Annotated in this window: 20 protein-coding genes; 8 read left to right on the top strand and 12 right to left on the bottom strand. The window is 68.8% G+C overall.

The features are described 5' to 3' along the window. Positions 1 to 84: 84 nt before the first annotated feature. Positions 85 to 1,293 (bottom strand): ATP-dependent Clp protease ATP-binding subunit ClpX, encoded by a 1,209-nt coding sequence (clpX, locus tag KMW22_RS16440; RefSeq protein WP_221091111.1) that lies wholly within the window; start codon positions 1,291 to 1,293, stop codon positions 85 to 87. Further along, a complete protein-coding gene (gene clpP, locus KMW22_RS16435) occupies positions 1,290 to 1,892 on the bottom strand; it encodes an ATP-dependent Clp protease proteolytic subunit (protein WP_221091110.1) in 603 nt (200 codons plus the stop codon). The genes clpX and clpP overlap by 4 nt, the downstream gene beginning before the upstream one ends. A gap of 201 nt (positions 1,893 to 2,093) precedes the next feature. Here clpP and KMW22_RS16430 point away from each other — a divergent pair, with 201 nt between their 5' ends. Continuing rightward, positions 2,094 to 2,558, top strand: coding sequence for an SAM-dependent methyltransferase (locus KMW22_RS16430; RefSeq protein ID WP_221091109.1), 465 nt, complete (start codon positions 2,094 to 2,096; stop codon positions 2,556 to 2,558). A 23-nt stretch (positions 2,559 to 2,581) separates the two neighbouring features. Here KMW22_RS16430 and KMW22_RS16425 read toward each other — a convergent pair whose 3' ends face one another. Then, positions 2,582 to 4,312 carry a hypothetical protein gene (locus KMW22_RS16425; RefSeq protein WP_221091108.1) on the bottom strand — a complete coding sequence of 577 codons (1,731 nt, stop codon included), beginning with the start codon at positions 4,310 to 4,312 and terminating at the stop codon, positions 2,582 to 2,584. Between the two features lie 150 nt (positions 4,313 to 4,462). On the opposite strand from KMW22_RS16425, the gene KMW22_RS16420 reads away from it, so the two are divergent. After that, positions 4,463 to 4,639, top strand: a complete 177-nt coding sequence (locus tag KMW22_RS16420) for a hypothetical protein (protein ID WP_221091107.1) — start codon at positions 4,463 to 4,465, stop codon at positions 4,637 to 4,639. A 368-nt stretch (positions 4,640 to 5,007) separates the two neighbouring features. Next, entirely contained in the window at positions 5,008 to 6,066 is a 1,059-nt protein-coding gene (locus KMW22_RS16415; protein WP_328774735.1) for an aldo/keto reductase, read from the top strand. A 55-nt stretch (positions 6,067 to 6,121) separates the two neighbouring features. Here the strand turns inward: KMW22_RS16415 and KMW22_RS16410 are convergent, their stop codons facing one another. Further along, positions 6,122 to 7,801, bottom strand: a complete 1,680-nt coding sequence (locus tag KMW22_RS16410; protein WP_221091105.1) for a ribonuclease J — start codon at positions 7,799 to 7,801, stop codon at positions 6,122 to 6,124. Between the two features lie 254 nt (positions 7,802 to 8,055). Between KMW22_RS16410 and KMW22_RS16405 the strand changes: the two genes are divergently transcribed. The 3 genes from KMW22_RS16405 to KMW22_RS16395 are packed head-to-tail and all read left to right on the top strand — an operon-like array spanning position 8,056 to position 11,451. Further along, on the top strand, positions 8,056 to 8,721 hold the full coding sequence (locus KMW22_RS16405; RefSeq protein ID WP_107137083.1) for a response regulator transcription factor: 666 nt from the start codon (positions 8,056 to 8,058) through the stop codon (positions 8,719 to 8,721). Between the two features lie 28 nt (positions 8,722 to 8,749). After that, the gene (locus KMW22_RS16400) at positions 8,750 to 11,011 is read left to right on the top strand and encodes a PAS domain-containing sensor histidine kinase (protein WP_328774737.1); all 2,262 of its coding nucleotides are present in this window, start codon (positions 8,750 to 8,752) and stop codon (positions 11,009 to 11,011) included. 5 nt (positions 11,012 to 11,016) lie between these two features. Further along, entirely contained in the window at positions 11,017 to 11,451 is a 435-nt protein-coding gene (locus KMW22_RS16395) for a response regulator (RefSeq protein WP_407928454.1), read from the top strand. 55 nt (positions 11,452 to 11,506) lie between these two features. Here KMW22_RS16395 and KMW22_RS16390 read toward each other — a convergent pair whose 3' ends face one another. The 3 genes from KMW22_RS16390 to KMW22_RS16380 all read right to left on the bottom strand — a co-directional run bounded on the left by KMW22_RS16390 (position 11,507) and on the right by KMW22_RS16380 (position 13,290). Next, positions 11,507 to 11,959, bottom strand: coding sequence for a hypothetical protein (locus KMW22_RS16390; RefSeq protein ID WP_221091103.1), 453 nt, complete (start codon positions 11,957 to 11,959; stop codon positions 11,507 to 11,509). Positions 11,960 to 12,023: 64 nt separating this feature from the next. After that, complete coding sequence (locus KMW22_RS16385) at positions 12,024 to 12,941, bottom strand: class I SAM-dependent methyltransferase (protein ID WP_221091134.1); 918 nt, start codon at positions 12,939 to 12,941, stop codon at positions 12,024 to 12,026. A gap of 52 nt (positions 12,942 to 12,993) precedes the next feature. After that, positions 12,994 to 13,290 (bottom strand): hypothetical protein, encoded by a 297-nt coding sequence (locus KMW22_RS16380; protein WP_221091102.1) that lies wholly within the window; start codon positions 13,288 to 13,290, stop codon positions 12,994 to 12,996. A 237-nt stretch (positions 13,291 to 13,527) separates the two neighbouring features. Here KMW22_RS16380 and KMW22_RS16375 point away from each other — a divergent pair, with 237 nt between their 5' ends. Then, positions 13,528 to 13,914, top strand: coding sequence for a hypothetical protein (locus tag KMW22_RS16375; RefSeq protein WP_221091101.1), 387 nt, complete (start codon positions 13,528 to 13,530; stop codon positions 13,912 to 13,914). Positions 13,915 to 14,009: 95 nt separating this feature from the next. Here KMW22_RS16375 and trmB read toward each other — a convergent pair whose 3' ends face one another. Together trmB and KMW22_RS16365 are read right to left on the bottom strand one after the other, a co-directional pair. Then, the gene (trmB, locus tag KMW22_RS16370; protein WP_221091100.1) at positions 14,010 to 15,002 is read right to left on the bottom strand and encodes a tRNA (guanine(46)-N(7))-methyltransferase TrmB; all 993 of its coding nucleotides are present in this window, start codon (positions 15,000 to 15,002) and stop codon (positions 14,010 to 14,012) included. Beyond that, complete coding sequence (locus tag KMW22_RS16365; protein ID WP_221091099.1) at positions 14,999 to 15,742, bottom strand: FAD-dependent oxidoreductase; 744 nt, start codon at positions 15,740 to 15,742, stop codon at positions 14,999 to 15,001. Before KMW22_RS16365 ends, trmB begins: the two co-directional genes overlap by 4 nt. 458 nt (positions 15,743 to 16,200) lie before the next feature. Here KMW22_RS16365 and KMW22_RS16360 point away from each other — a divergent pair, with 458 nt between their 5' ends. After that, positions 16,201 to 17,085, top strand: coding sequence for an RluA family pseudouridine synthase (locus tag KMW22_RS16360; RefSeq protein WP_221091098.1), 885 nt, complete (start codon positions 16,201 to 16,203; stop codon positions 17,083 to 17,085). Positions 17,086 to 17,206: 121 nt separating this feature from the next. Here KMW22_RS16360 and KMW22_RS16355 read toward each other — a convergent pair whose 3' ends face one another. From KMW22_RS16355 to KMW22_RS16345, 3 genes are all read right to left on the bottom strand, one after another. After that, entirely contained in the window at positions 17,207 to 18,280 is a 1,074-nt protein-coding gene (locus KMW22_RS16355; protein ID WP_328774734.1) for a ComEC/Rec2 family competence protein, read from the bottom strand. After that, positions 18,277 to 18,603 carry a DUF3006 domain-containing protein gene (locus KMW22_RS16350; RefSeq protein WP_221091097.1) on the bottom strand — a complete coding sequence of 109 codons (327 nt, stop codon included), beginning with the start codon at positions 18,601 to 18,603 and terminating at the stop codon, positions 18,277 to 18,279. Before KMW22_RS16350 ends, KMW22_RS16355 begins: the two co-directional genes overlap by 4 nt. An 85-nt stretch (positions 18,604 to 18,688) precedes the next feature. Continuing rightward, positions 18,689 to 19,714 (bottom strand): GGDEF domain-containing protein, encoded by a 1,026-nt coding sequence (locus KMW22_RS16345; RefSeq protein ID WP_221091096.1) that lies wholly within the window; start codon positions 19,712 to 19,714, stop codon positions 18,689 to 18,691. Between the last annotated feature and the right edge of the window lie 9 nt (positions 19,715 to 19,723).

The raw sequence follows: 19,723 nt of genomic DNA, 5'->3' as shown, positions 1-19,723 counted from the left end.
GGAGGGAAAAGAAGAAAACACCCCCGCACGGTGTCCCCAGAGTCTAGGGACGGGCGCGGGGGAATGCTGTAAGCTCTGTTGCGTTTACGCAGACTTCTTGAGTCCCTTCGACTCAAGCAAGGTCATGGGGTGGTCAATATGTTCGGCGTCAAAGCGCAGCTCGCGCAGGCCCTCCACCGGCAGTTCGAACAGCAGGTCGGTCATGGCCTTTTCCAGCACCGCGCGCAGGCCACGGGCGCCCGTCTTGCGCTCGCGGGCGCGGCGGGCCACCTCCTGCAGGGCGGCGTCGGTAAAGCTCAGGTCCACGTCCTGAAAGCCGAACAGCGCCTGATACTGCGAGACAATCGCGCCCTGCGGCTCGGTGAGAATGCGCACCAGCGCCCCTTCGTCGAGGTCCTGCAGCTGCACCACCAGCGGCAGGCGGCCCACGAACTCGGGAATCAGGCCGAACTTCACGAGGTCCTCGGGCAGGAAGCGCAGTTCCTCCTTCTCGTCCCCCTTGTGCTCGGCGCCGAAGCCCACCGCGCGCACGTTGGTGCGGCTGCGGCCAATGTCGGCAATGCCGTCAAAGGCGCCGCCCACGATGAACAGGATGTTCTTCGTGTTCACCTGCACCAGTTCCTGCTGGGGGTGCTTGCGGCCCCCCTGCGGCGGCACCTGCGCCACCGTGCCCTCAATGATCTTCAGCAGGGCCTGCTGCACGCCCTCGCCAGAGACGTCGCGGGTGATGCTGGTGCCCTCGCTCTTGCGGGCAATCTTGTCAATCTCGTCGATGTAGATAATCCCGCGCTCGGCCGCTGCCACGTCGTACTCGGCGGCCTGCAGCAGGCGCACGATCACGTTCTCCACGTCGTCGCCCACGTAGCCGGCTTCGGTGAGGGTGGTAGCGTCGGCGATGGCAAAGGGCACTTCCAGCATCTCCGCGAGGCTGGAGGCCAGCAGCGTCTTGCCGGTGCCGGTGGGGCCAATGAGCAGGATGTTGCTCTTCTGCAGGTTCACGTCGGGGTGGGCGAGGCGCTGGTAGTGGCTGACCACGGCCACCGCCAGGGCCTTTTTGGCCTCGTCCTGGCCGATCACGAACTCATCCAGGTAGGCCTTGATTTCCTTGGGCGTGGGCAGTTCGGTGAGGTTAAATTCCCCGCCGGACTTCTTGTTCTGCTTGACCAGTTCGTGCGCCCGTTCGGTGCACTCGTTGCAGATAAACGCCGCGCGCCCCGGCGCTTCAATCAGCTGGGCAATCTGCGGATGCTGCCGCCCGCAAAACGAGCAGCGGTCCCCTCCGGTTTTGGTCATTGCACGCCTCCCAGTTCGCGGGTGTTTTCAATGACGGAATCAATCAGGCCGTACTTCTGGGCCTCTTCGGGCGACATGAAGTAGTCGCGTTCCATGTCGCGCATCAGTTTGTCGTGCGGCAGGTCAGTGTGCTTGTGGTAGATGCTCACCAGCTTGTCGCGCAGGTGCAGCACTTCCTTGGCCTGCACCTCCAAGTCCGGGGTGTTGCCCCGGAAGCCGGCGCTGCCCTGGTGAATCATGATGCGGCTGTTGGGCAGGGCCATGCGCTTGCCCTTGTCCCCGGCCATCAGCAGCACGCTGCCCATGCTCATGGCGATGCCCACGCAGATGGTGGACACCGGCGCCTTGATGTAGCGCATGGTGTCGTAGATGGCCAGGCCCGCGTAGACCTCGCCGCCGGGGCAGTTGATGTACATCTGAATTTCCTGCTCGGGGTTCTGCGAGTCCAGCAGCAGCAGCTGCGCCACGATGGTGTTGGCCATCTGGGACTCGATCGGCGTGCCCACGAAAATAATCCGGTCCTTCAGGAGCCGCGAGTAGATGTCGTACATCCGCTCGCCGCGCCCGGTCTGCTCGATCACGTAGGGAATCACGCTCATGGGGGCGATTATCGCACGCGATGGAAAAAGTAAAGTGTCAGTGTGGGGGGTCGAGGGAAGGAAGTCCCAGAGAACACCGCCGCCCGGGACGCCCTGCTGGCCCTGCTGGCGGCACAGGCAGAGGAGTTGGGGTTAAGAGACCAGGAGCAGCGGGCCTGGGGCCTCATCGTTCGGCGCGAGGAGCCGCACAGCGTTGTGTCTTTGAAATATCGCCTGGATTTTGATCAGAACAGGTGGCACGCCAGTGTGCAGGGCTGCGTCAGATTCTCTGTTCCTCTGGATCAGGAAGAGCGCGTCCTGAGTTTCTGCAGCACCCCTCATCGTCTTGATCGGACCCAGGGTAGACGCTGGCGCTTTCTCCCAGACGCACGCGAGCCCGAGCTCCGCTGGATTGCCAAAGAATTTAGGTCCAGTTACACGCGCAAGCTGTGGCCTTTTCTCCAGCAGATTTCAAGTCCAGCTGGCCTGTTGGCCTTTATGGTGAATGAGTACCAGCCGTCTCAATTGGCTTCGGCCAACGTCCTCAACCCTTTTCGGAGTGCGGCGCTGGTTCTCGAATCGCGCCTGCCGCCCGAACAAGCCGCGCAAGCTTTGGCCCGGCTCAGCGCGGCTGAACACGCCTTTCGCATCCGCTGGGCAGCGCGTCAGGGCGCCCCACCGACCTGAACGCCAGCGCGGCCAAGACCCCTTCAGTCGCCGGACGCCAGCCCACCCATCAACTCGGCCACGCGCAGCCGCCGCTCGGCGTCGGAAAGCCCCTCGGTGGCGGCCAACTGGGCGAATTTCTCGGAGAAGTCTTCGGGCAGCGTGGCGTATTTCACCACCTTGTCCCCCAGCTCGTACGCCTGACTGAGCTGCACGATGACGCGGCGGGCCTGGACACTGTAGTGGCGCGGGGCAAAGACCTCCGGCGACACCACGCGCCCGAAGGCCAAGGCGTCTTTCAGGACGGTCAGCGCCTTGTCTGGCTCAACCCGTTCGTGCTGGCTCAGGGCCTGGGCGACCTCGGCGGCATTCTGCCCGGCCTCCAGCATTCCCTTGGACGCCTTTATGACCGCGCGCCCGGTGCCTTCCGGGGCGATCCCCGCGCCGAATTCCAGCAGACTGGCTGCCGCGCCTACTGCCTCGGCCGCATTGTCCTGGGCCTTGTTGTACTTGTCTTTCAGGCGCAGCGCAGCCGCCCCGCCAGCAAACAGCGCGCCCGCCACGCGGCACGGCAGGGCGATGGGTGGAATCAGGGCCAGCAGGGCGGCCACCCGCGCCACCTGGTCAAAGCTCCCGGCCGCCTGCTCCAGGTCGGACGGGCCCTTGGTGACGGTGCCGGCCAGGGCCGGTTCACCCTCCACCTCGTAGCGCAGCACCCCCTGACCGTGGGGCCCGTTTTGCACGTACCCGTTGAGTGCCGTCATGAACGAGCCGAAGCGGTCCCCGGGCTGCCGGTAGGGCGAGCCGTCAAACGCCCGGACCTTGCTGGCGTCGGCCACCTCGTTCATCACCGGCAGTTCGACCAGCCGCACCAGCCGTTCAGTGCCCCGCCTCACGGTGCCCAGAAACAGCCGCAGGCGTACCTCCCGGCCGTCGTTCTGACTCAGGACCGCGTGCACGCGCTGAATCCGGCGGTCACTGTCGCTGCCCGGTGCGCCCATGCCTGGAAAGAAACCGGCGGCGCCCACCAGCGCCCGCAGGGCGTCGGACTGGGCGTCCACCGCCGCCATCGCCGGCTGATCGGCCTCGCGGTTCGCCTCGTTGCGGGCGGGCAGCAGTTGCAGCTCCTCTTCCAGGCTGCCCAGCGGCTGATCGGCGCGCTGGTGGTCCAGCAGGGTGCGGGTGTAGGTTTCGGGGTCCAGCACCGTGAACTGGTGTTCATCGCGCGCCAGCACACGGCGGCGGCGGTCGCCCCGCAGCTCGGCGTCCTGCGCGGCCTGATCGCGGGGGTCCTGGTAAGGGTTGTAGGGGTGCGCGCCCGGGTCAGCAGGCCGGCGCGGGGCCACGGCCGTTGAGGCGGCAGGAAACGCCGAGGGGCCATCCAGGCTTTCGACCACGCAGCGCACGGTGTAGTGGCCGGGCTGACTGGGGCTGGCGCTGAAGCGGTCGCCGCTGCCGGCCGCCACCACCTCGGCGCCGTCGTCCCTGTTGCGCAGCAGCTCCCAGCGCACCCCAGTCAGCCGGCCGGCGTTCAGCGGCATGTGCTGCTGGGCCGCCTCAAAACTGGCGCTCTGGTGACTGCCCAGCAGCGCGCCGTGCCCCGTCAGGATGCGCACCTGCGGCGCAGCGTCCCCCCGGCTCCGGCCCAGGGCCTGCTGCTGACGCCGCGCAAAGTCGGCCGCGCTCTGCCGGCTGCCCAGCGCCGCTGGAGCACCGTGGACCGGCGGCGTGGGGGCGGTGGGGGCCGGCCGCTTGCGCTTGGGCGTGTCGAACATGGGCCGATTCTATGCGGTGGCCCTCCTCGGGCGGCCCAGCAGGCGTGGCCCAGACTTTGGCCGTGGGCTTTGGCAAGGGTTTATCTGCGGCCGGGCGGGCGCGGGGCCGCAGTACGCTAAGGCACTCACTTCATTCCCAGGAGGTCAGCCATGCACGCAGACGACACCGCCAAGCGTTCCGAGGTCACCGAGGTGACCGAAACCCGCGACCCCATGACCGGCACCGAAACCCACCACGAGCGCCACGAGGTGCGCCAGGAAGAACGAGTGGAGCCCCAGCCCGCCGTGACCCAGACCACCACAACCACGACGGTGGTGGAGGACTGATCAGGTCCTCCAAGGGCCCCTGGGCAGGGGCCCTTGGGCACAGGTGAAGAGAGGCTTGCGTCCACGGCTCCAGCGCGCGTCCTGCCGCAGGCCTAGAGGCAGAGGATCTCCAGACCCCGCCGCCTTCCTCCAACCAGATGTTGATCCCCAGGGCCTGTCAACCCGTCTGTCAGAAGACAGGGAGGACAGGCCCTCTGGGCTTCTTGTCCCCAAACTACGCAGACCCCGCTGCCAATCGACATCGGGGCGTCAACCGCTGCCCGGTGACGTTGGCCTTGGGCACTTGCCGGGCAGCGCGGCACCGCCCAGCAGACCTCGTCCGTACCTGCTCCTACAGTCGGCTTTCTTCTGCTCACCCATGCTGGGGCGTGAACCTCACCTCTTACCGCACGCTGGGCCGCTCGGGGCTGCTGGTCAGTCCGCTGGCGCTGGGCACCATGACCTTTGGCGCCACCCGCTGGGGCGCCTCTGAAGATGAATCGCAGGCGATATTCGGTGCGTACGTGGAGGCCGGGGGCAATTTCATTGACACTGCCGACGTCTACGCTGGAGGGCGCAGTGAGGAACTGGTGGGGCAGTACGTGGCGGGCCACCTGCGCGACCAGCTGGTGATTGCCACGAAGGCGGGCTTTGCCACCGGGAAGGGCAACCCCCACGCCAGCGGCAACGGGCGCAAGCATCTGCAAGCGGCGCTGGACGCTTCGCTGCGCCGCCTGGGGACCGATTACATTGACCTGTACTGGCTGCACATCTGGGACATGGTGACCCCCGTTGAAGAAGCCTTGCAGACGCTGGGCGACTTCGTGCGTCAGGGCCACATCCGGTACTTTGGCTTCTCGAACGTGCCCGCGTGGTACGCCGCGAAGGCGGCCACGCTGGCCCAGGTTCACGGCGCCCCTGGGCCCGTGGCCCTGCAACTGGAATATTCACTGGTGGCCCGCGACCTGGAGCGCGAACACGGTCCCGCCGCGCGTGAACTGGGGCTGGGCCTGACCCCCTGGAGCCCGCTGGCCGCAGGCTTCCTGACCGGCAAATACACCCGTCAGGCTGGCGGCACCCGGGGCAGCGCCCACGGCGAGGGTCGCCTGGACGGCCCCAATCCCTTTGGCGACAGTAAATTCACCGAGCGCAACTGGCACACGCTGGCGACGGTAGAGGCGGTGGCGGCAGAAGTCGGGCGCCCGCTGGCGCAGGTGGCCCTGGCCTGGGTGACGGCCCAGCGCGGCGTCACCTCCACCATCCTGGGTGCCAGCAGCGCCCGGCAACTGACCGACAATCTGGCCTCGTTAGAGGTGCAACTCACGGCCGAGCACCTGAGCAGACTGAATGAGGCCAGTGCCCCAGACACCCCCAACTTCTTCTCCCCGGGCCTGCGGAAGATGGTCTTTGGCGGCCACGACGTACAAAACTGGGCGGACCAGGCCTGATCCACACCAACAGAGGCCGCCCCAGCTTCAGGGCGGCCTCCTTGCCTGTCTTGCCTCAATCCACGATCAGCGGGATCAGCACCGGGTTGCGGCCGGTCACCTTACGCACGAAGCGGCGCACGGCCCCGTACATGTCGTCGCGCACGTCTTCCAGGCGCTTCTTCTCGCGCATGCCCTGGTCCACGGCGTCCAGCGCCACCTTGCGAATCTGGTTGTCCAGTTCGCGGTTGGCGCGCACAAAACCGCGCGAGACGATCTCCACATGCGGGGTGGGGTGCAGGACGGCCGTCATGATCAGGATGCCTTCTTGGCTCATGTTCACGCGGTCCAGCAGCACGTCGTCGCCAATGTCGCCCACGCCCAGGCCGTCCACGTACACCGCGCCAGCAGGCACGGTGCCGGTGACCTTGAAGTCGTCCTGGCTGAGGCGCACGATGTCGCCGTTCTTGGCAATCAGGGTGCGCTTGGGGGGCCGGGGCAGCGTCTGGGCCAGTCGGGCGTGGTTGATCTGGTGGCGGGGTTCGCCGTGCCACGGCAGGAAGAACTTGGGCCGCGCCAGATTCAGCACCGTCGCCAGTTCCTCCTGGGAGGCATGCCCCGAGGCGTGCACCTTGTGGGCCGGCGGGTAGTACACGTCCACGCCGATCTCGTACAGGCGGTTGATGACCAGATTCACCGCTTCCTCGTTGCCGGGAATGGGGTTGCTGCTCAGAATCACCGAGTCGCCCCGGCGCAGCGCAATCTTGGCGTGGTTGCCAAAGGCCAGTCGGGGCAGCACGCTCATGGGCTGGCCCTGCGAACCGGTGCAGATGTACAGCACCTGCTGGTCCTGCAGCGTGCCCACCTCGTCGTTGGTCAGGAAGGGCTCGGGCAGTTCCATGTAGCCCACGCTCTGGGCCACCTGGGCGTATTTCAGGATGCTGCGGCCTTCCAGCACCACGCGGCGGCCCAGGCGGTGGGCAATCTGCACAATGTTCTGCATGCGGTGCACGTTCGAGGCAAAGGTGGACAGGAACACGCGGCCCTTGCAGCTGGCGATCAGCTGTTCGAGGTTGCGCGCCACTTCCGCCTCGCTGACGCTGCGGCCTGGGCGCTCGGCGTTCGTGGAGTCGGAAATCAGCAGCAGCACCCCGTCCTTGCCCGCCTGCTCAATGCGCGCCAGATCGCTGGGGCGGCCGTCGCTGGGCTCCTCGTCCAGCTTGAAGTCGCCGGTGTGCAGCACCACGCCCGCCGGGGTGGTCAGGATGTACCCGGCGTTATCGGGAATGGAGTGGGTCATGCGCAGGAACTCCACCTGGAAGTGGGTACCAATGCGCACCTTGTCGCCCATCTGCACTTCACGCAGGTCGGTATCCACGTCGCGGATGCCGAACTCGCTGAGTTTCTCGCGCACCAGACCCAGGGTCAGGCCCGCGCCGTACACCGGCACCTTGGGCAGCCGGGGCAGGATGTACGGCAGGCCGCCAATGTGGTCCTCGTGGCCGTGGGTCAGAATCCAGCCCTTGATCAGCCCGGCATGCTGCTGCAGGTAATCAATGCGGGGAATGATCAGGTCAATGCCCATCTGGTGGCTGTCGGGAAAGGCCAGACCGGCGTCCACCACCATAATTTCGTCGCCGTAGCGGTAGGCGGTGATGTTCTTGCCGATCTCGCCCATGCCGCCCAGCGGAATCACTTCAAGGTGGGGGGCGGGCGGCGCCGAGCCCTCGGGGCGGGCCTTGCTGGGGTTGCTCATGAAAACTCCGTACGTCCGCGCCTGAAGCCAGGGTCCGTGGTGCAGGCGGGTTGTGAGAGAAGGCGGGGCCGAAGGTGCGCGGCCAGGGGGAGGATGGATTGTGTCGCTCAGGGCCAGCCTGCCGGGCAGGTTGGGTCCAGAGACGCGGTACGTTCAAGCTAGCACACCCCCCGGCAGGGGCATGGGGCGCGGGGCCCCGCAGCGCGCGGGCAGGCGCGTGAAGCCCCGCTTCATGAAGCGGTATCATCGGGGGCGTGAGCACGCAACGCATTCTTGTCATCGAGGACGATCTGGACATTGCCAACGTCCTGCGCATGGACCTGACAGACGCCGGCTTCGAGGTGGACCACGCCGACAGCGCCATGAACGGCCTGATCAAGGCCCGTGAGGACCAGCCCACCCTGATCCTGCTGGACCTGGGCCTGCCCGACTTCGACGGCGGCGACGTGGTGCAGCGTCTGCGCAAGAACAGCGCCGTGCCGATCATCGTGCTGACCGCCCGCGACACCGTGGAAGAAAAGGTGCGCCTGCTGGGCCTGGGCGCCGACGACTACCTGATCAAGCCCTTCCATCCCGATGAACTGCTGGCCCGCGTGAAGGTGCAGCTGCGCCAGCGCACCACCGAGAGCCTGACCATGGGCGACCTGACCCTGGACCCGCAAAAGCGCCTCGTGACCTACAAGGGCGATGAACTGCGCCTGTCGCCCAAGGAATTCGACATCCTGGCCCTGCTGATCCGCCAGCCCGGGCGCGTGTACTCGCGCCAGGAGATCGGCCAGGACATCTGGCAGGGCCGCCTGCCCGAAGGCAGCAACGTGGTAGACGTGCACATGGCCAACCTGCGCGCCAAACTGCGCGACCTGGACGGCTACGGGCTGCTGCGCACGGTGCGCGGCGTGGGCTACGCCCTGCGCGGCTGAGAGGGGGGAAGCCAGTCCTTTGAACGCCGTGGTGGGTGAAGCCGCCTTTGGCGGGCTGGACGCCGCTGCCCTGCTGGCGGCCATGCCTGATCCCGTGGCCCTGATGCGGCCAGACGGCCGCGTGGCCCTGAATGCGGCGGCCCAGGAGCGCATTGCCCGCGTGTCGCCCGAAGGCGACTGGAGCGCGCTGTTCGATGAGGGCAGCGCCGAGGCCGTGCGCGGCGCGGTGCAGCAGGCCCTGGCCGGGCAGGTCGCGCAGGTCACGGCCAAACTGGTGGAGACCGTGGCGCCCGCCGTGGTCACGGCGGCCCCGGCGGGCGGCGGCGTGCTGGTTCACCTGCATGTGGCGCGCGATCCGCTAGAGGTGGCGCTGGAGCTGATGGACAGCCTGCGCCTGGGCATGGCGGTGCAAGCCCCGGACGGCCGCATCCTGCACGCCAACCACGCCGCCGAGGAAATCCTGGGCCTAAGTCTGAACCAGCTGATCGGACGCGAATCGCTGGACCCGCGCTGGCAGGCCATCCACCCGGACGGCTCGCCCTTTCCCGGCGAGCAGCACCCGGCCATGCAGGCCCTGGGCAGCGGGGAAGCGCAGCACCACGTGCCTATGGGGATCTTCCACCCGCCCAGCGAAACGTGGCGCTGGCTGGACGTTTCGGCCATTCCACGCATCGCCCCGGGGCACACGCGGCCCAAGCAGGTCACGGCGGTGTTTACCGACGTCACCGAGCTGCGCGCCGCGCAAAGCGCCCTGCGCAGCAGCGAGCAGCGCTTTCGCTCGCTGGTGCAGGCCACCGCGCAGGTGGTCTGGACCGCCCGCCCGGACGGCGCCTTTATGCCCCCGCAGCCCGACTGGGAAGCCTTTACCGGCCAGACCCCCGAGACCTACAGCCCTGGAGGCTGGGTGGCGGCGCTGCACCCCGAAGACCGCGCCCACGCCCAGGCGGCGTGGCAGCGGGCCGTCCGGGAGAACAGCGGCTACCACACCGAGTACCGGGTGCGCCGCGCCGACGGGCAGTACGTGCTCATGGAAGCGCGCGGGGTGCCGGTGCGGGGCGAACAGGGCCAGATTCTGGAGTGGGTGGGCACCAACACCGACGTGACCGAACTGCAGGCCGCGCGCCAGTCGCTGCTGGACGCCAACGCCGCTCTGGAAGCCCGGGTGCAAACCCGCACCGCCGAACTGGCCGAGGTCACGCGCTTTTCCACGCTGCTGCTCACGGCGGCGGGCGAGGGCATTTTCGGCCTGGACGCCCAGGGCGTGACCACCTTCGCCAACCCGGCGGCGGCGCGCATGCTGGGGTACAGCGTGGAGCACATGATCGGGCAGGCCCAGCACGCGCTGGTGCACCACCACCATGAAGACGGCCGCCCCTACCTGCTCTCCGAGTGCCCCATTCACCAGACCCTGCAAGACGGCCAGACCCGGCGCATAGAGCGCGACGTGATGTGGCACGCCTCCGGGCGGGCGGTGCCAGTGGGGTACGTGGTGACTCCCACCCATGACGCCCAGGGGCGGGTGAGCGGCGCCGTGGTGATGGTGCAGGACATCACCGAGCAGGAAAAGGCGCGCGCGCAGCTGCACGAGATGATCGAGAACTTAGAGCGCAGCAACCACGACCTGGAGCAGTTTGCCTACGTGGCCTCACACGACCTGCAAGAACCGCTGCGCACCATCGGCAGCTACACCGAGTTGCTGGCGCGCCGGTACAGCGGGCAACTGGATGACCGCGCCGGGCAGTACCTGCAATTCACCCAGGCTGCCGTGGAGCGGATGCGCAGCCTCATTCAGGACCTGCTGGCCTTCGCGCGCACCGGGCGGCAGGCCGCGCCCCCCACCGCGCTGGCCCTGGACGAGCTGATGCAGGCCACCGCTGCCAATGTGCAGGGCAGCCTGCAGGGCGGCGGCACACTGAGCTGGAACACGCCGCACCGGGTGCTGGGGCAGGGCTCGCTGCTCATTCAGCTGCTGACCAATCTGGTAGGCAACGGCCTGAAGTTCCACGCGCCGGGCGAGGCCCCCCGGGTCGAGGTGTCCTCGGCGCAGGAGGGCGCGTTGGTGCACCTGCGGGTGCGCGACCACGGCATTGGCATCGCCCCGGACTACCACGCACGCGTGTTCGAGATTTTCCAGCGCCTGCACCACCGCGACACCTTTGCGGGCAACGGCATGGGGCTGGCCATCTGCCGTAAGATTGCGGAGCACCACGGCGGGCGCATCTGGGTCGAGTCTGTGCCTGGACAGGGCAGTACGTTTCATGTGCTTCTGCCGGGGGTACCCACACCATGACCGCCATGTCTGCTCCTATTGAAATCTTGCTTGTTGAAGACAACGAGCCCGATGTTCTGCTCACCCTGGAAGCCTTCGAGGACTCCCGGGTACCCAACCGCATGCATGTGGCGCGCGACGGCGTCGAAGCCCTGCGCTTCCTGCGCCGCGAGGGCGAACACGCCCAGGCCCCCCGCCCCGACGTGATCCTGATGGACATCAACATGCCGCGCAAGACGGGGTTGGAGGTGCTGGACGAACTGAAGGCCGACCCGGAGCTGCGCAGCATTCCCGTGGTCATGCTTACCACCAGCCAGGCCGACGACGACGTGCGGTCCTCCTACGAGCGCCACGCCAGCGGCTATGTGGTCAAGCCGGTGGGCTTCGAGAACTTCCTGGGCGCCATGCGCGCCTTTGAGGCTTTCTGGCTCACTTTCGTGCGCTTTCCACCGCGCGCCTAGGGCGATAGAGAGGGGGCCCCAGCAGGGCTTGCTGGGGCCCCCTTTCTCCCGGTGCTCAGTTCTTGGCTTCGCGCTTGACGGTGCAGTCGCCGCCCACAACCTTGACGCCCGTGCCGCTGAGCTTGGCGAACACGGCACGCAGTTCCTCCATGGTGCCCGAAACGCCGATGCCGCTGTATTCACGGGTGACGGCGTTGTACGGTGAGCGCACGATGCAGATCACAAGGCGTGAGGCGTCACGCTCATCCCACACGCTGAACCAATTACTGCTCTCGGTGTACAGGATGGACGCGCGGGCGCTGCTGTACAGCCACTCGCGGTCCGTGCGGTCATAGTCGGGTTCGGCGGGCACCACCACTTCACCGTTCATCTTGTTGTTGTTCTGGTCAAAGCCGGTGATGGTCCAGCGTTCGCCTTCCACCAGGGGGCCTTTCAGGTCTTCGGGGCCAGTGGCGGCGGGGGCACAGGCGGCAAGAAACAGGGCAGGCAGCAGAAACAGAGCGCGCATACAGCTGCCCACCCTAGTGCATTCGTGAAGAGAAAGTGGGCAGATGTGCAAGGCCCGTTCCGATTTACAGTTCCAAGTCAACCGGCGTGCGCTTGCCGGCCGGAATGGCGGTCAGCAGCACCTCGTATTTGCCGGTGACAAAGACCTTGTAACCGTGCTTTTGCAGGCCGCGCCGGGCATTCGTCAGGTCAGCGGCCAGCAGGCTCAGGTCCGGGCGGGCGTAGTTGCGCATGCGGGCGCCGTAGCTGAGGGTGCCGTCGCGGTAGCGGGCATTGGGAAAGCCCAGAATCAGGCCGCCCCCCGGCGTCAGGTGCTCGCGGCGCAGGCGGGCGAGCAGCACGTCCTGCACCACCCCGGGGCTTTGCAGCAGGCTCAGGGCCAGCACCAGATCAAAGCGGCCCAGGTTGGCGGGCAGGGCATTCACGTCCAGGGCCAGAAAGTGCGCCTGGGGCCAGCGGGCCTGGGCTGCCGCCAGCGCGTCTGCCTGCAGGTCTACGCCCACCACGTCCAGTTCGCGCCCGGGAAAGGCCAGCGCCAGGGCATCCAGTTCGCGGCCCGCATTCACGCCCAGCGCCAGCACCCGCCCGCCCGGCGGGGGGTCCACCCGGCGCAGGGCCTCCACAAAGGTGGCCAGGAACACCGGGTCTTCCAGTTTGTCCACCCGGCCCCAGGTGCCCGCTGGGCCGTAGCCCCCGGCGTCGGGGTCCGGTGTGGGGGCCCAGGCGCGCAGGGTCACGCGCACCCGCCCGGGGCCCGCCGGCTGGGGGGTGAGCAGGTGCGCGCCCAGCAGGTCGGCCAGATCCGCCCAGACCACCCAGGGGCGGTGGCGGCCGTGGGGGGTGGCCTCGCCCGCGTACAGGCCCAGCCCCAGGTCCGGGTCAGGCACGGTGAACTGCACCTCGCCGCCCGCGCGCAGGCGCTCTCGCACGGCGGGCAGGATGGCACTCAGGGGCTCGTGGGTGAAGTGCAGCGGATCGGACATGGTCAAGGCCCCGCCAGGATAGACGGGGCCTGCGCTTGGGCGTGCGGGTAGGTTAGCCCTGCAGGGCGGCGGCCAGCTGGCGCAGGCCGTCCTGATCGGCCTCGGGGGCGTCGGCAGCCAGCGACTCGGTGGCGGCGCCCAGGTCGGGCAGCAGGGCGGCGGCGCCTTCCAGATCGCCGCTTTCCAGGGCCGACTTCAGGCTGGCCAGGTGCTCCACCACGGTTTCGGCGCCGGGGACACCGTCCAGGGTCTCATGCCACGTCGTGACGTTCTGAACGGCCGCGCTGGCGGGCACGCCCTGAAGACCGCCCGACAGGGCCTGAAGGGTCTGCTGCAACTGCTGGTTCATGGCAACACCTCCTGAAAGCGGGCAGGGAACGGGAACCGCTGGGCCGGCGCCTGGGCGCACGCCGAGCGGCTTCGTTGCCTCTGTCCTGCCTGCGCAGCAAACCACAGGCCCGGGTGGGGCGAGTGTAGGCGCGCACGCTTCATGAAGCGCGAAACGACCGTGCTTTTTGCTGCGCCCAGCCGCCACTTTGCAGCACTTCTGACGGTCATGGGCAGGCGATCACGCTGACCTGACCTTATGTCTCCTTCCTGGCCCCACACAGGCGCCGAGCTTGAAGCGCGGCTGACCGCCGTGTTTCTGCGCGCCGCCGACCCCGGCCCTGCCCAGGCGCGGCTGGCCCTGCGCTTTGTACATACAGAGCCGCATGCCTGTGTGCTGGTGGACGGCCGCAGCGGGCAGAGTCGGATACACAGCGGCGACGCCGCCCGGCAGGGCCCCGCCGACCTCACGTTCGTGCTGAGCGGCGAGGCCGCCCACGCCTTCTGGCGCGGCGACCTGAACCCGGTGGCCGCCATGACGGGCGGGGTGCTCCGGATTGAGGGGCCGCTGCTGCGGGCGCTGGCCCTGGCCCCCGGGCTGAAACGGGTGCAGGCGGCGTACCGGGAGGCAACATCGGGCCTCTAGCCCGGCCGTCGTCAAAATCTGCCTTGCCTCCTCTCTCGGGCAGGTTCAGTCACAGTGGGACAGTCAAGAGATGACCCCAGGCCAGGGCCAATCGCCTAATACCCCCGGTGCTTGACCACGGCGCCCTGGCTTTCCAGCCATCCGGTCACGGTGCCCACAGCGGCCTTCACGCCTGGGGTGATAATGGGACCGCCGAACTTCGCCAGCCGCACCAGATGGGTGCCGTCCTCTCGCGCGGTGATGCCCACCAGGACCTCCTGGGTCAGTTCGCCTTCTACCACATGCGCCAGGGCCACCCAGCCATCCCGCCGCAGACCCTGATACAGCTCCAGCAGCACGACGGTCCACTCGGGGCCGCGCCCCTGGGGGCTGCGCTGGGTGACTTTCTCGAAGGTCTGGGGCTCGAAGGTGGCGGGCAGGGTCAGCACGGCGTGGGGCACGGGGGTCTCCGGGGTGGGGGAATCGGGGTAGGCAGCGGTCTCGCCGTGGGGCACCGGCGCGTGGGCCACCGGCACGAAGCGGGCGTGGTTCACGCCCAGGCCCAGATCGCGCCACTTGAGGGCGTACTTGGTTTCCAGGGCAGCCGGGGGCGGCGGGCCCAGGTCCACGCGCATCACACCGCTCGCTTCGGCCTCGGCGCAGGCAAAGGCAAAATACTCGTCGTGGTCGGTGGTGAGCAGCAGGGCGCCGCCCGGCTTCAGGCGACTGGCGGCCAGCCGGAAAAAGGGCGCGCGCAGCAGGCGGTGGTCGGTGTGCCCGGCTTTGGGCCAGGGATCGGGGAAATTGACCACGATCAGGTCCAGCCCGGCGTGCGGCACCACCTCGCGCACCAGCACGTCGGCGGGCATCTTGGTGAGGATGGCGTTTGTCAGCCCGGCGGCCTTCAGGCGGCGGTGCGCCTTGAGCAGGGACACCCCCGAGAGTTCCACCCCCAGGTAATTGGGCGCTTCCGGGAACGTCCCGGCAAAGTGCGGCCAGAAGCGGCCGTCCCCAAAGCCCACCTCCAGCACCCAGGGGCGCTCTGGCGTGTCGGGGTACAGGCGCGCGGCGGCGTCTGGAAACTGAAAATCCGCGAGGCGAAAGATCATGCGCGCGCCTCCAGCAGTTCGGCGGCCAGCCGCGCGGCGTCCTGCAACACGCTGGCGTACGTGTGCTCGCCAGGGGTGCACTGGCCCAGCATCCGCACCCGTTCCAGGCGGCCCACCCGGAAGCCGTCCAGTTCGCCCGGGGCCGGCACCAGAAAGCGCACGTCGTAGGGGGGCTCCACGCCCTCGCCCTCGGCGCGGCGCTCCTGGCCGACCAGCCATACACCACTGCGCGCCAAGTCGTCGGCCAGGAAGTCGTAGGCCACTTCAGAGAGACGCCCGGCTTCTTCCATCGTGTCGCCCACCAGCAGCCGCCCCTTCAGGAAGGCCCCCACCGCCAGCACCGCCTGCCGGGCGCGCAGCTTTGGCCCCTCCCAGGTGGAGAGCACCACCTCGCCGTCTTCCTCATCCAGCGCGGTCACGGTGCTTTGCAGCAGGTGAATGCCGGCGGTTCCCTCAATGCGCGCCTTAAGCAGGCGGTGAAAGGTCCAGCCGTCGGTGTCGGGCGCCATGCCCGCGCGGACCTCTTCAAACAGACTGCCGGCCGGAAAGGTGACGCCCTGCGTGGTGGGCTGGTACAGGTTGCCTAGGTGGTCCAGGGCCTGCGAGACCAGCAGCACATCCTGCCCAGCGTGCGCCAGCCGCCACGCGAGTTCCGTGCCCGCCAGCCCGGCACCCACCACGGCCACGTCGTACAGGTGCCCGGGTTGCGGGCGGCTTCGGGGAGAGGCGGGACCAAACATGGGGGCCAGTGTAGGGGAATGGGGTGTGGGGAGTGGGTTGTAGGAAGTGGGAACAGATGGGGGTGGGTGGTGGGCGGCTTAGGTGGTCTGGACGCCCCCTCACCCCCAGCCCCTCTCTGCGGCGCAGCTCTGCGAGTCCCACGGGGGGAGAGGGGAGCAACCCCTTCATCTTTTGAAAAGTAGAACCTTCTGGGCTGCACCAAGACGGCTTGCCCCGTACCGCCCAGGTCCAGACGAAGCCGTCGTGCCCGAAGGGCGCGGGCGTCCGGCGATGGGCGAAGGAAGGCCACGGCGTACAGCGTGGGGCGAAGCCTGGCCGCCCCGCACCGTCAGTCAACGTTTGCCGAGCGCAGCGGAAAACTCCCCCCTGCCCCTCCGGGGTAGGGGGGCTGGGGGGGTGGGGCAAACCCACCAGAAACCGTCATCCAACAAACCCCCCGCCCCTCTACCCTACCCCCATGCCCCCCAACCCCGGCTACGCCTACCGAACCCAGGTCCACCGCCCCTGGCCCGGCGTGCTGGCCTTTCTCAGCCACGAATACCGCCACTCCACCCGCGCCACCTGGGCCGCGCGCCTGCAGCAGGGCGAACTGGAAGTCGACGGCGTGCGCCTCACCCACGACCAGCCCCTGCGCCCCGGCCAGACGGTGACCTGGCACCGCCCCCCCTGGCAGGAAGAGGCCGCGCCCCTGCACTACGCCGTGCTCCACGAGGACGAGGCCCTGCTGGCGGTCCACAAGCCGGCCGGCCTACCCACCCTGCCCGGCGGCGGCTTTCTGGCCCACACCCTCCTGACGCTGGTGCAGCAGGACTTCCCCGGCGCCCACCCGCTGCACCGCCTGGGGCGCGGCACCTCGGGGCTGGTGCTGTTTGCCCGCACGGGAGCGGCGGGTTCGGCCCTGGCCCGGGCGTGGCGCGAGCACGAGGTGCGCAAGGTCTACCGCGCGCTGGCGCAGGGTGAGGCCGCGCAGGACGCCTTTACGATCACCACGCCCATCGGCCCGGTGCCCCACCCCCGCCTGGGCACGGTGCACGCCGCCTCGGCGGGCGGCAAAGCCTCGCTCAGCCATGCCCAGGTCCGGCAGCGCCGCGCCGGCCAGACGCTGTTTGACGTGCAGATCCACACCGGACGGCCCCACCAGATCCGTATTCACCTCGCCAGCATTGGGCACCCGCTGGTGGGCGACCCCCTGTATGGCCCCGGCGGCACGCCGCTGCCAGACCTGCCGGGCCTGCCCGGCGACCTGGGCTACGCGCTGCACGCCTGGACCCTGAGCCTGACCCACCCGCTGACCGGCCAGCCCCTGACCCTGGAAGCCCCGCCGCCCCCTGAGCTGCGTTGATGCCCTCGAAGTTGATCCCTAGATCAACCCAGCGAGGCGCGTCTCGACAACAGGACGTTGCACCGGGCGTGGAGCCTTTTCGGCGCTCTCCTGAACAGGCGCCACATGAGGGGCGATGTCCTTAGCGCGCTGTTTCGGCGGTGTAGGTGCCGTCGGCACGGCCCCGGAAGGTCACGGTGCCCTGGCGGTCGGTGCGGTACACCCGCGCGCCCGCCTGCTTGTACAGGCCCAGCGCCTTCTGGGTGGGGTGCCCGTAGGTGTTGCCCGCCCCCACGCTGATCACCACATTTTCGGGACGCACGTTCGCCAGCCACGCGGCGCTGTCGCCATTGGCCGCGCCGTGGTGGATGCTCTTATACACCTGAAAAGGGCCCTTCAGATCGTCGCGTTCCTGGGCCAGCCAGCCTTCGGTTTCGGGGGTTTCGCTGTCGCCGGTCATCAGGGCGCGGAAAGCGCCGAACTGCAGGGCGATGCCCACGCTGTTCTCGTTCTGGTCGTCGCCCATGCCGGGGGGCGGGGCAACCACGCGCAGCTTCACGCTGCCCAGGTTGACTGTCTGGTTGCTGGCCTTGGTAAAGGTGGTGCCGGCGTCCTGCAGGGCCGCGACCAGCCGCTCCCAGGTCTGGGTGGTGCCGCCCAGGCCATTGTTGATAAACACGCGCGGCTTCAGGCCAGCCGCAGGCACCAGCCCGGCAATGTGGTCGGCGTCGGCGTGCGAGGCCACCATCAGGTCCAGGCCCTTCACGTCCAGGGCTTGCAAATGCTCGCGCATCCGCTCACTGCTGCGGCCACCGTCAATGAGCAGGGTCTTGCCTTCGGGGCTCTGGATCAGAATGGCGTCGCCCTGGCCCACGTCCAGAAAGCGGATCACCACCTCGCCACTGGGCTGCGCCGGGGCCGGCTGGCCGCCCCCCTCAGGGCCGCCCTGCTGGCGCATCCAGCCGCAGGCCGCCAGCCCCACGGTGCTCAGCAGGACCAGCACGCCCAGCAGGTCCGAGGGGCTGGGCCCACGGCCCGCGCGGCCTTTCCGGGGGCGCGCCGCGCGGCCAGAGGCAGCGCCCTTGCTGCTTCGGGGGGCGGCTGGTTTCGCGGCGGGTTTCCTGGCCGCCGCCGGCGCTTTCCCGTGGTCGCCGGCGGCCTTCTTCCCCGCGCGGGCAGCGGGTTTCTTCGAGGTGGGCTTGTCCCCGCCGCTCACAGCGTGATCTCCCCGTCATCGTTCAGGGGCAGGGCTCTGCGTCCCGCCTCGTTCAGGGTGTCCAGCGTGGCCTGGGCGGCGGCGCGGCGCGCGGCCGTCTCGCCGGGCAGGGGCAGCAGCCGCGCGCCGTCCGGGCCGTCGTGCAGGGCCAGCACGTCGCCTTCTTTCACCCCGTCCGGCAACTGGGTCAGGGGCAGCACCACCGTGCGGCCGTCGGGCCGCTCCAGCCGGGCCACCGGGCCGCGCGGCGTGGTTTCCAGGCCGTCCACGATCCAGCGTTCGGCGGGCGGTTCTGTCTGTGCCGGATCACTCCTCTGGGTCATGTTCTCAGCGTAGCGCAGCGCCACCGGGCCTGGGCGTGGGCCGGGGTGGATTTAGGGATGTAGGCGGGGCCACGGCGGGCAGGGGTCAGCCCTCACGCTCTTCCGGGTCCAGCAGGCGGGGGGTGCGCCGCCGCTTGGCGCGGTACATCCGTGCGTCGGCCTCGCGCAGCCACTCGCTGAGGGTGGCGCCGGGCCATGCGGCGGCTAGGCCCACATTCAGGCGCGGTGGCTGGGGCACCGGCCACGCGGCTGCCGCCACCTGCCCCAGCAGGTCGTCCAGCTGGGCCTCGGCGCGGGGCAGCGGCAGGGGCAGCAGCGCCGCAAATTCGTCGCCGCCCAGCCGGAAGGCGTGGCTGCCGGGCCCCAGGTCACGCAGCAAGCCCGCCAGCCCCACCAGCACCTGATCGCCGGCCAGATGCCCGTAGGTGTCGTTGATGACCTTGAACTCCTGCACATCCACCACCGCCAGGGTGCAGGGCTGCCCGTGCGCACAGCGGCGCAGCGTGGCCTGGGCCTGCTCGGTGAAGTGGCGCCGGTTGGCCAGCCCGGTCAGGGGGTCGGTGCGGGCCTCGCGCTCGATGCGTTCGTGCAGGGCCGCGTTTTCCAGCGCCACGCTGAGGTGCACGCCCAGCAGTTCCAGAAATTCCAGGTCCTCGGGAACAAAAGCGTGCAGGTCGTAGCTCTGCACCGACAGCACGCCCACGTCCTCGCCGCCCACCTGCAGCGGCACGCCCATCCAGGACATGGTGTGCGGCAGGTCGTGGCGGAAATGGACCCGCACCACCCCCAGCCCCTCGCGCTGCAGGTAGGCGGGCAGGTCGTTTTCCAGGCGCAGTGTGCCGCCCAGCACGCGTTCCAGCAGGCCGTCGCGGCGCGGGGCCAGTACCTGCTCGGCCATGTTGTGGCTTTCCAGGGTCAGGCAGTGCCAGCCGCCCTCCGGCGTGCGCCGCGCCAGCAGGGTCACGGGCATGGCAAACAGGCGCTGCACCTCCACGTGCATGGTGCGCAGCAGGTCCGGGGTGCGCGCGTGCCGGGCCAGGGCCGCCGTGACCTGCACCAGGGAACGGTACCGGGCAATCTGCCGCTGGGCGTCGGCGGTGTGGGTGGTCACCTTGGCGCC

The organism is Deinococcus aquaedulcis (genome assembly GCF_019693445.1).
Taxonomy (GTDB): domain Bacteria; phylum Deinococcota; class Deinococci; order Deinococcales; family Deinococcaceae; genus Deinococcus; species Deinococcus aquaedulcis.
This window is presented reverse-complemented; position numbering and strand designations above follow the sequence as displayed.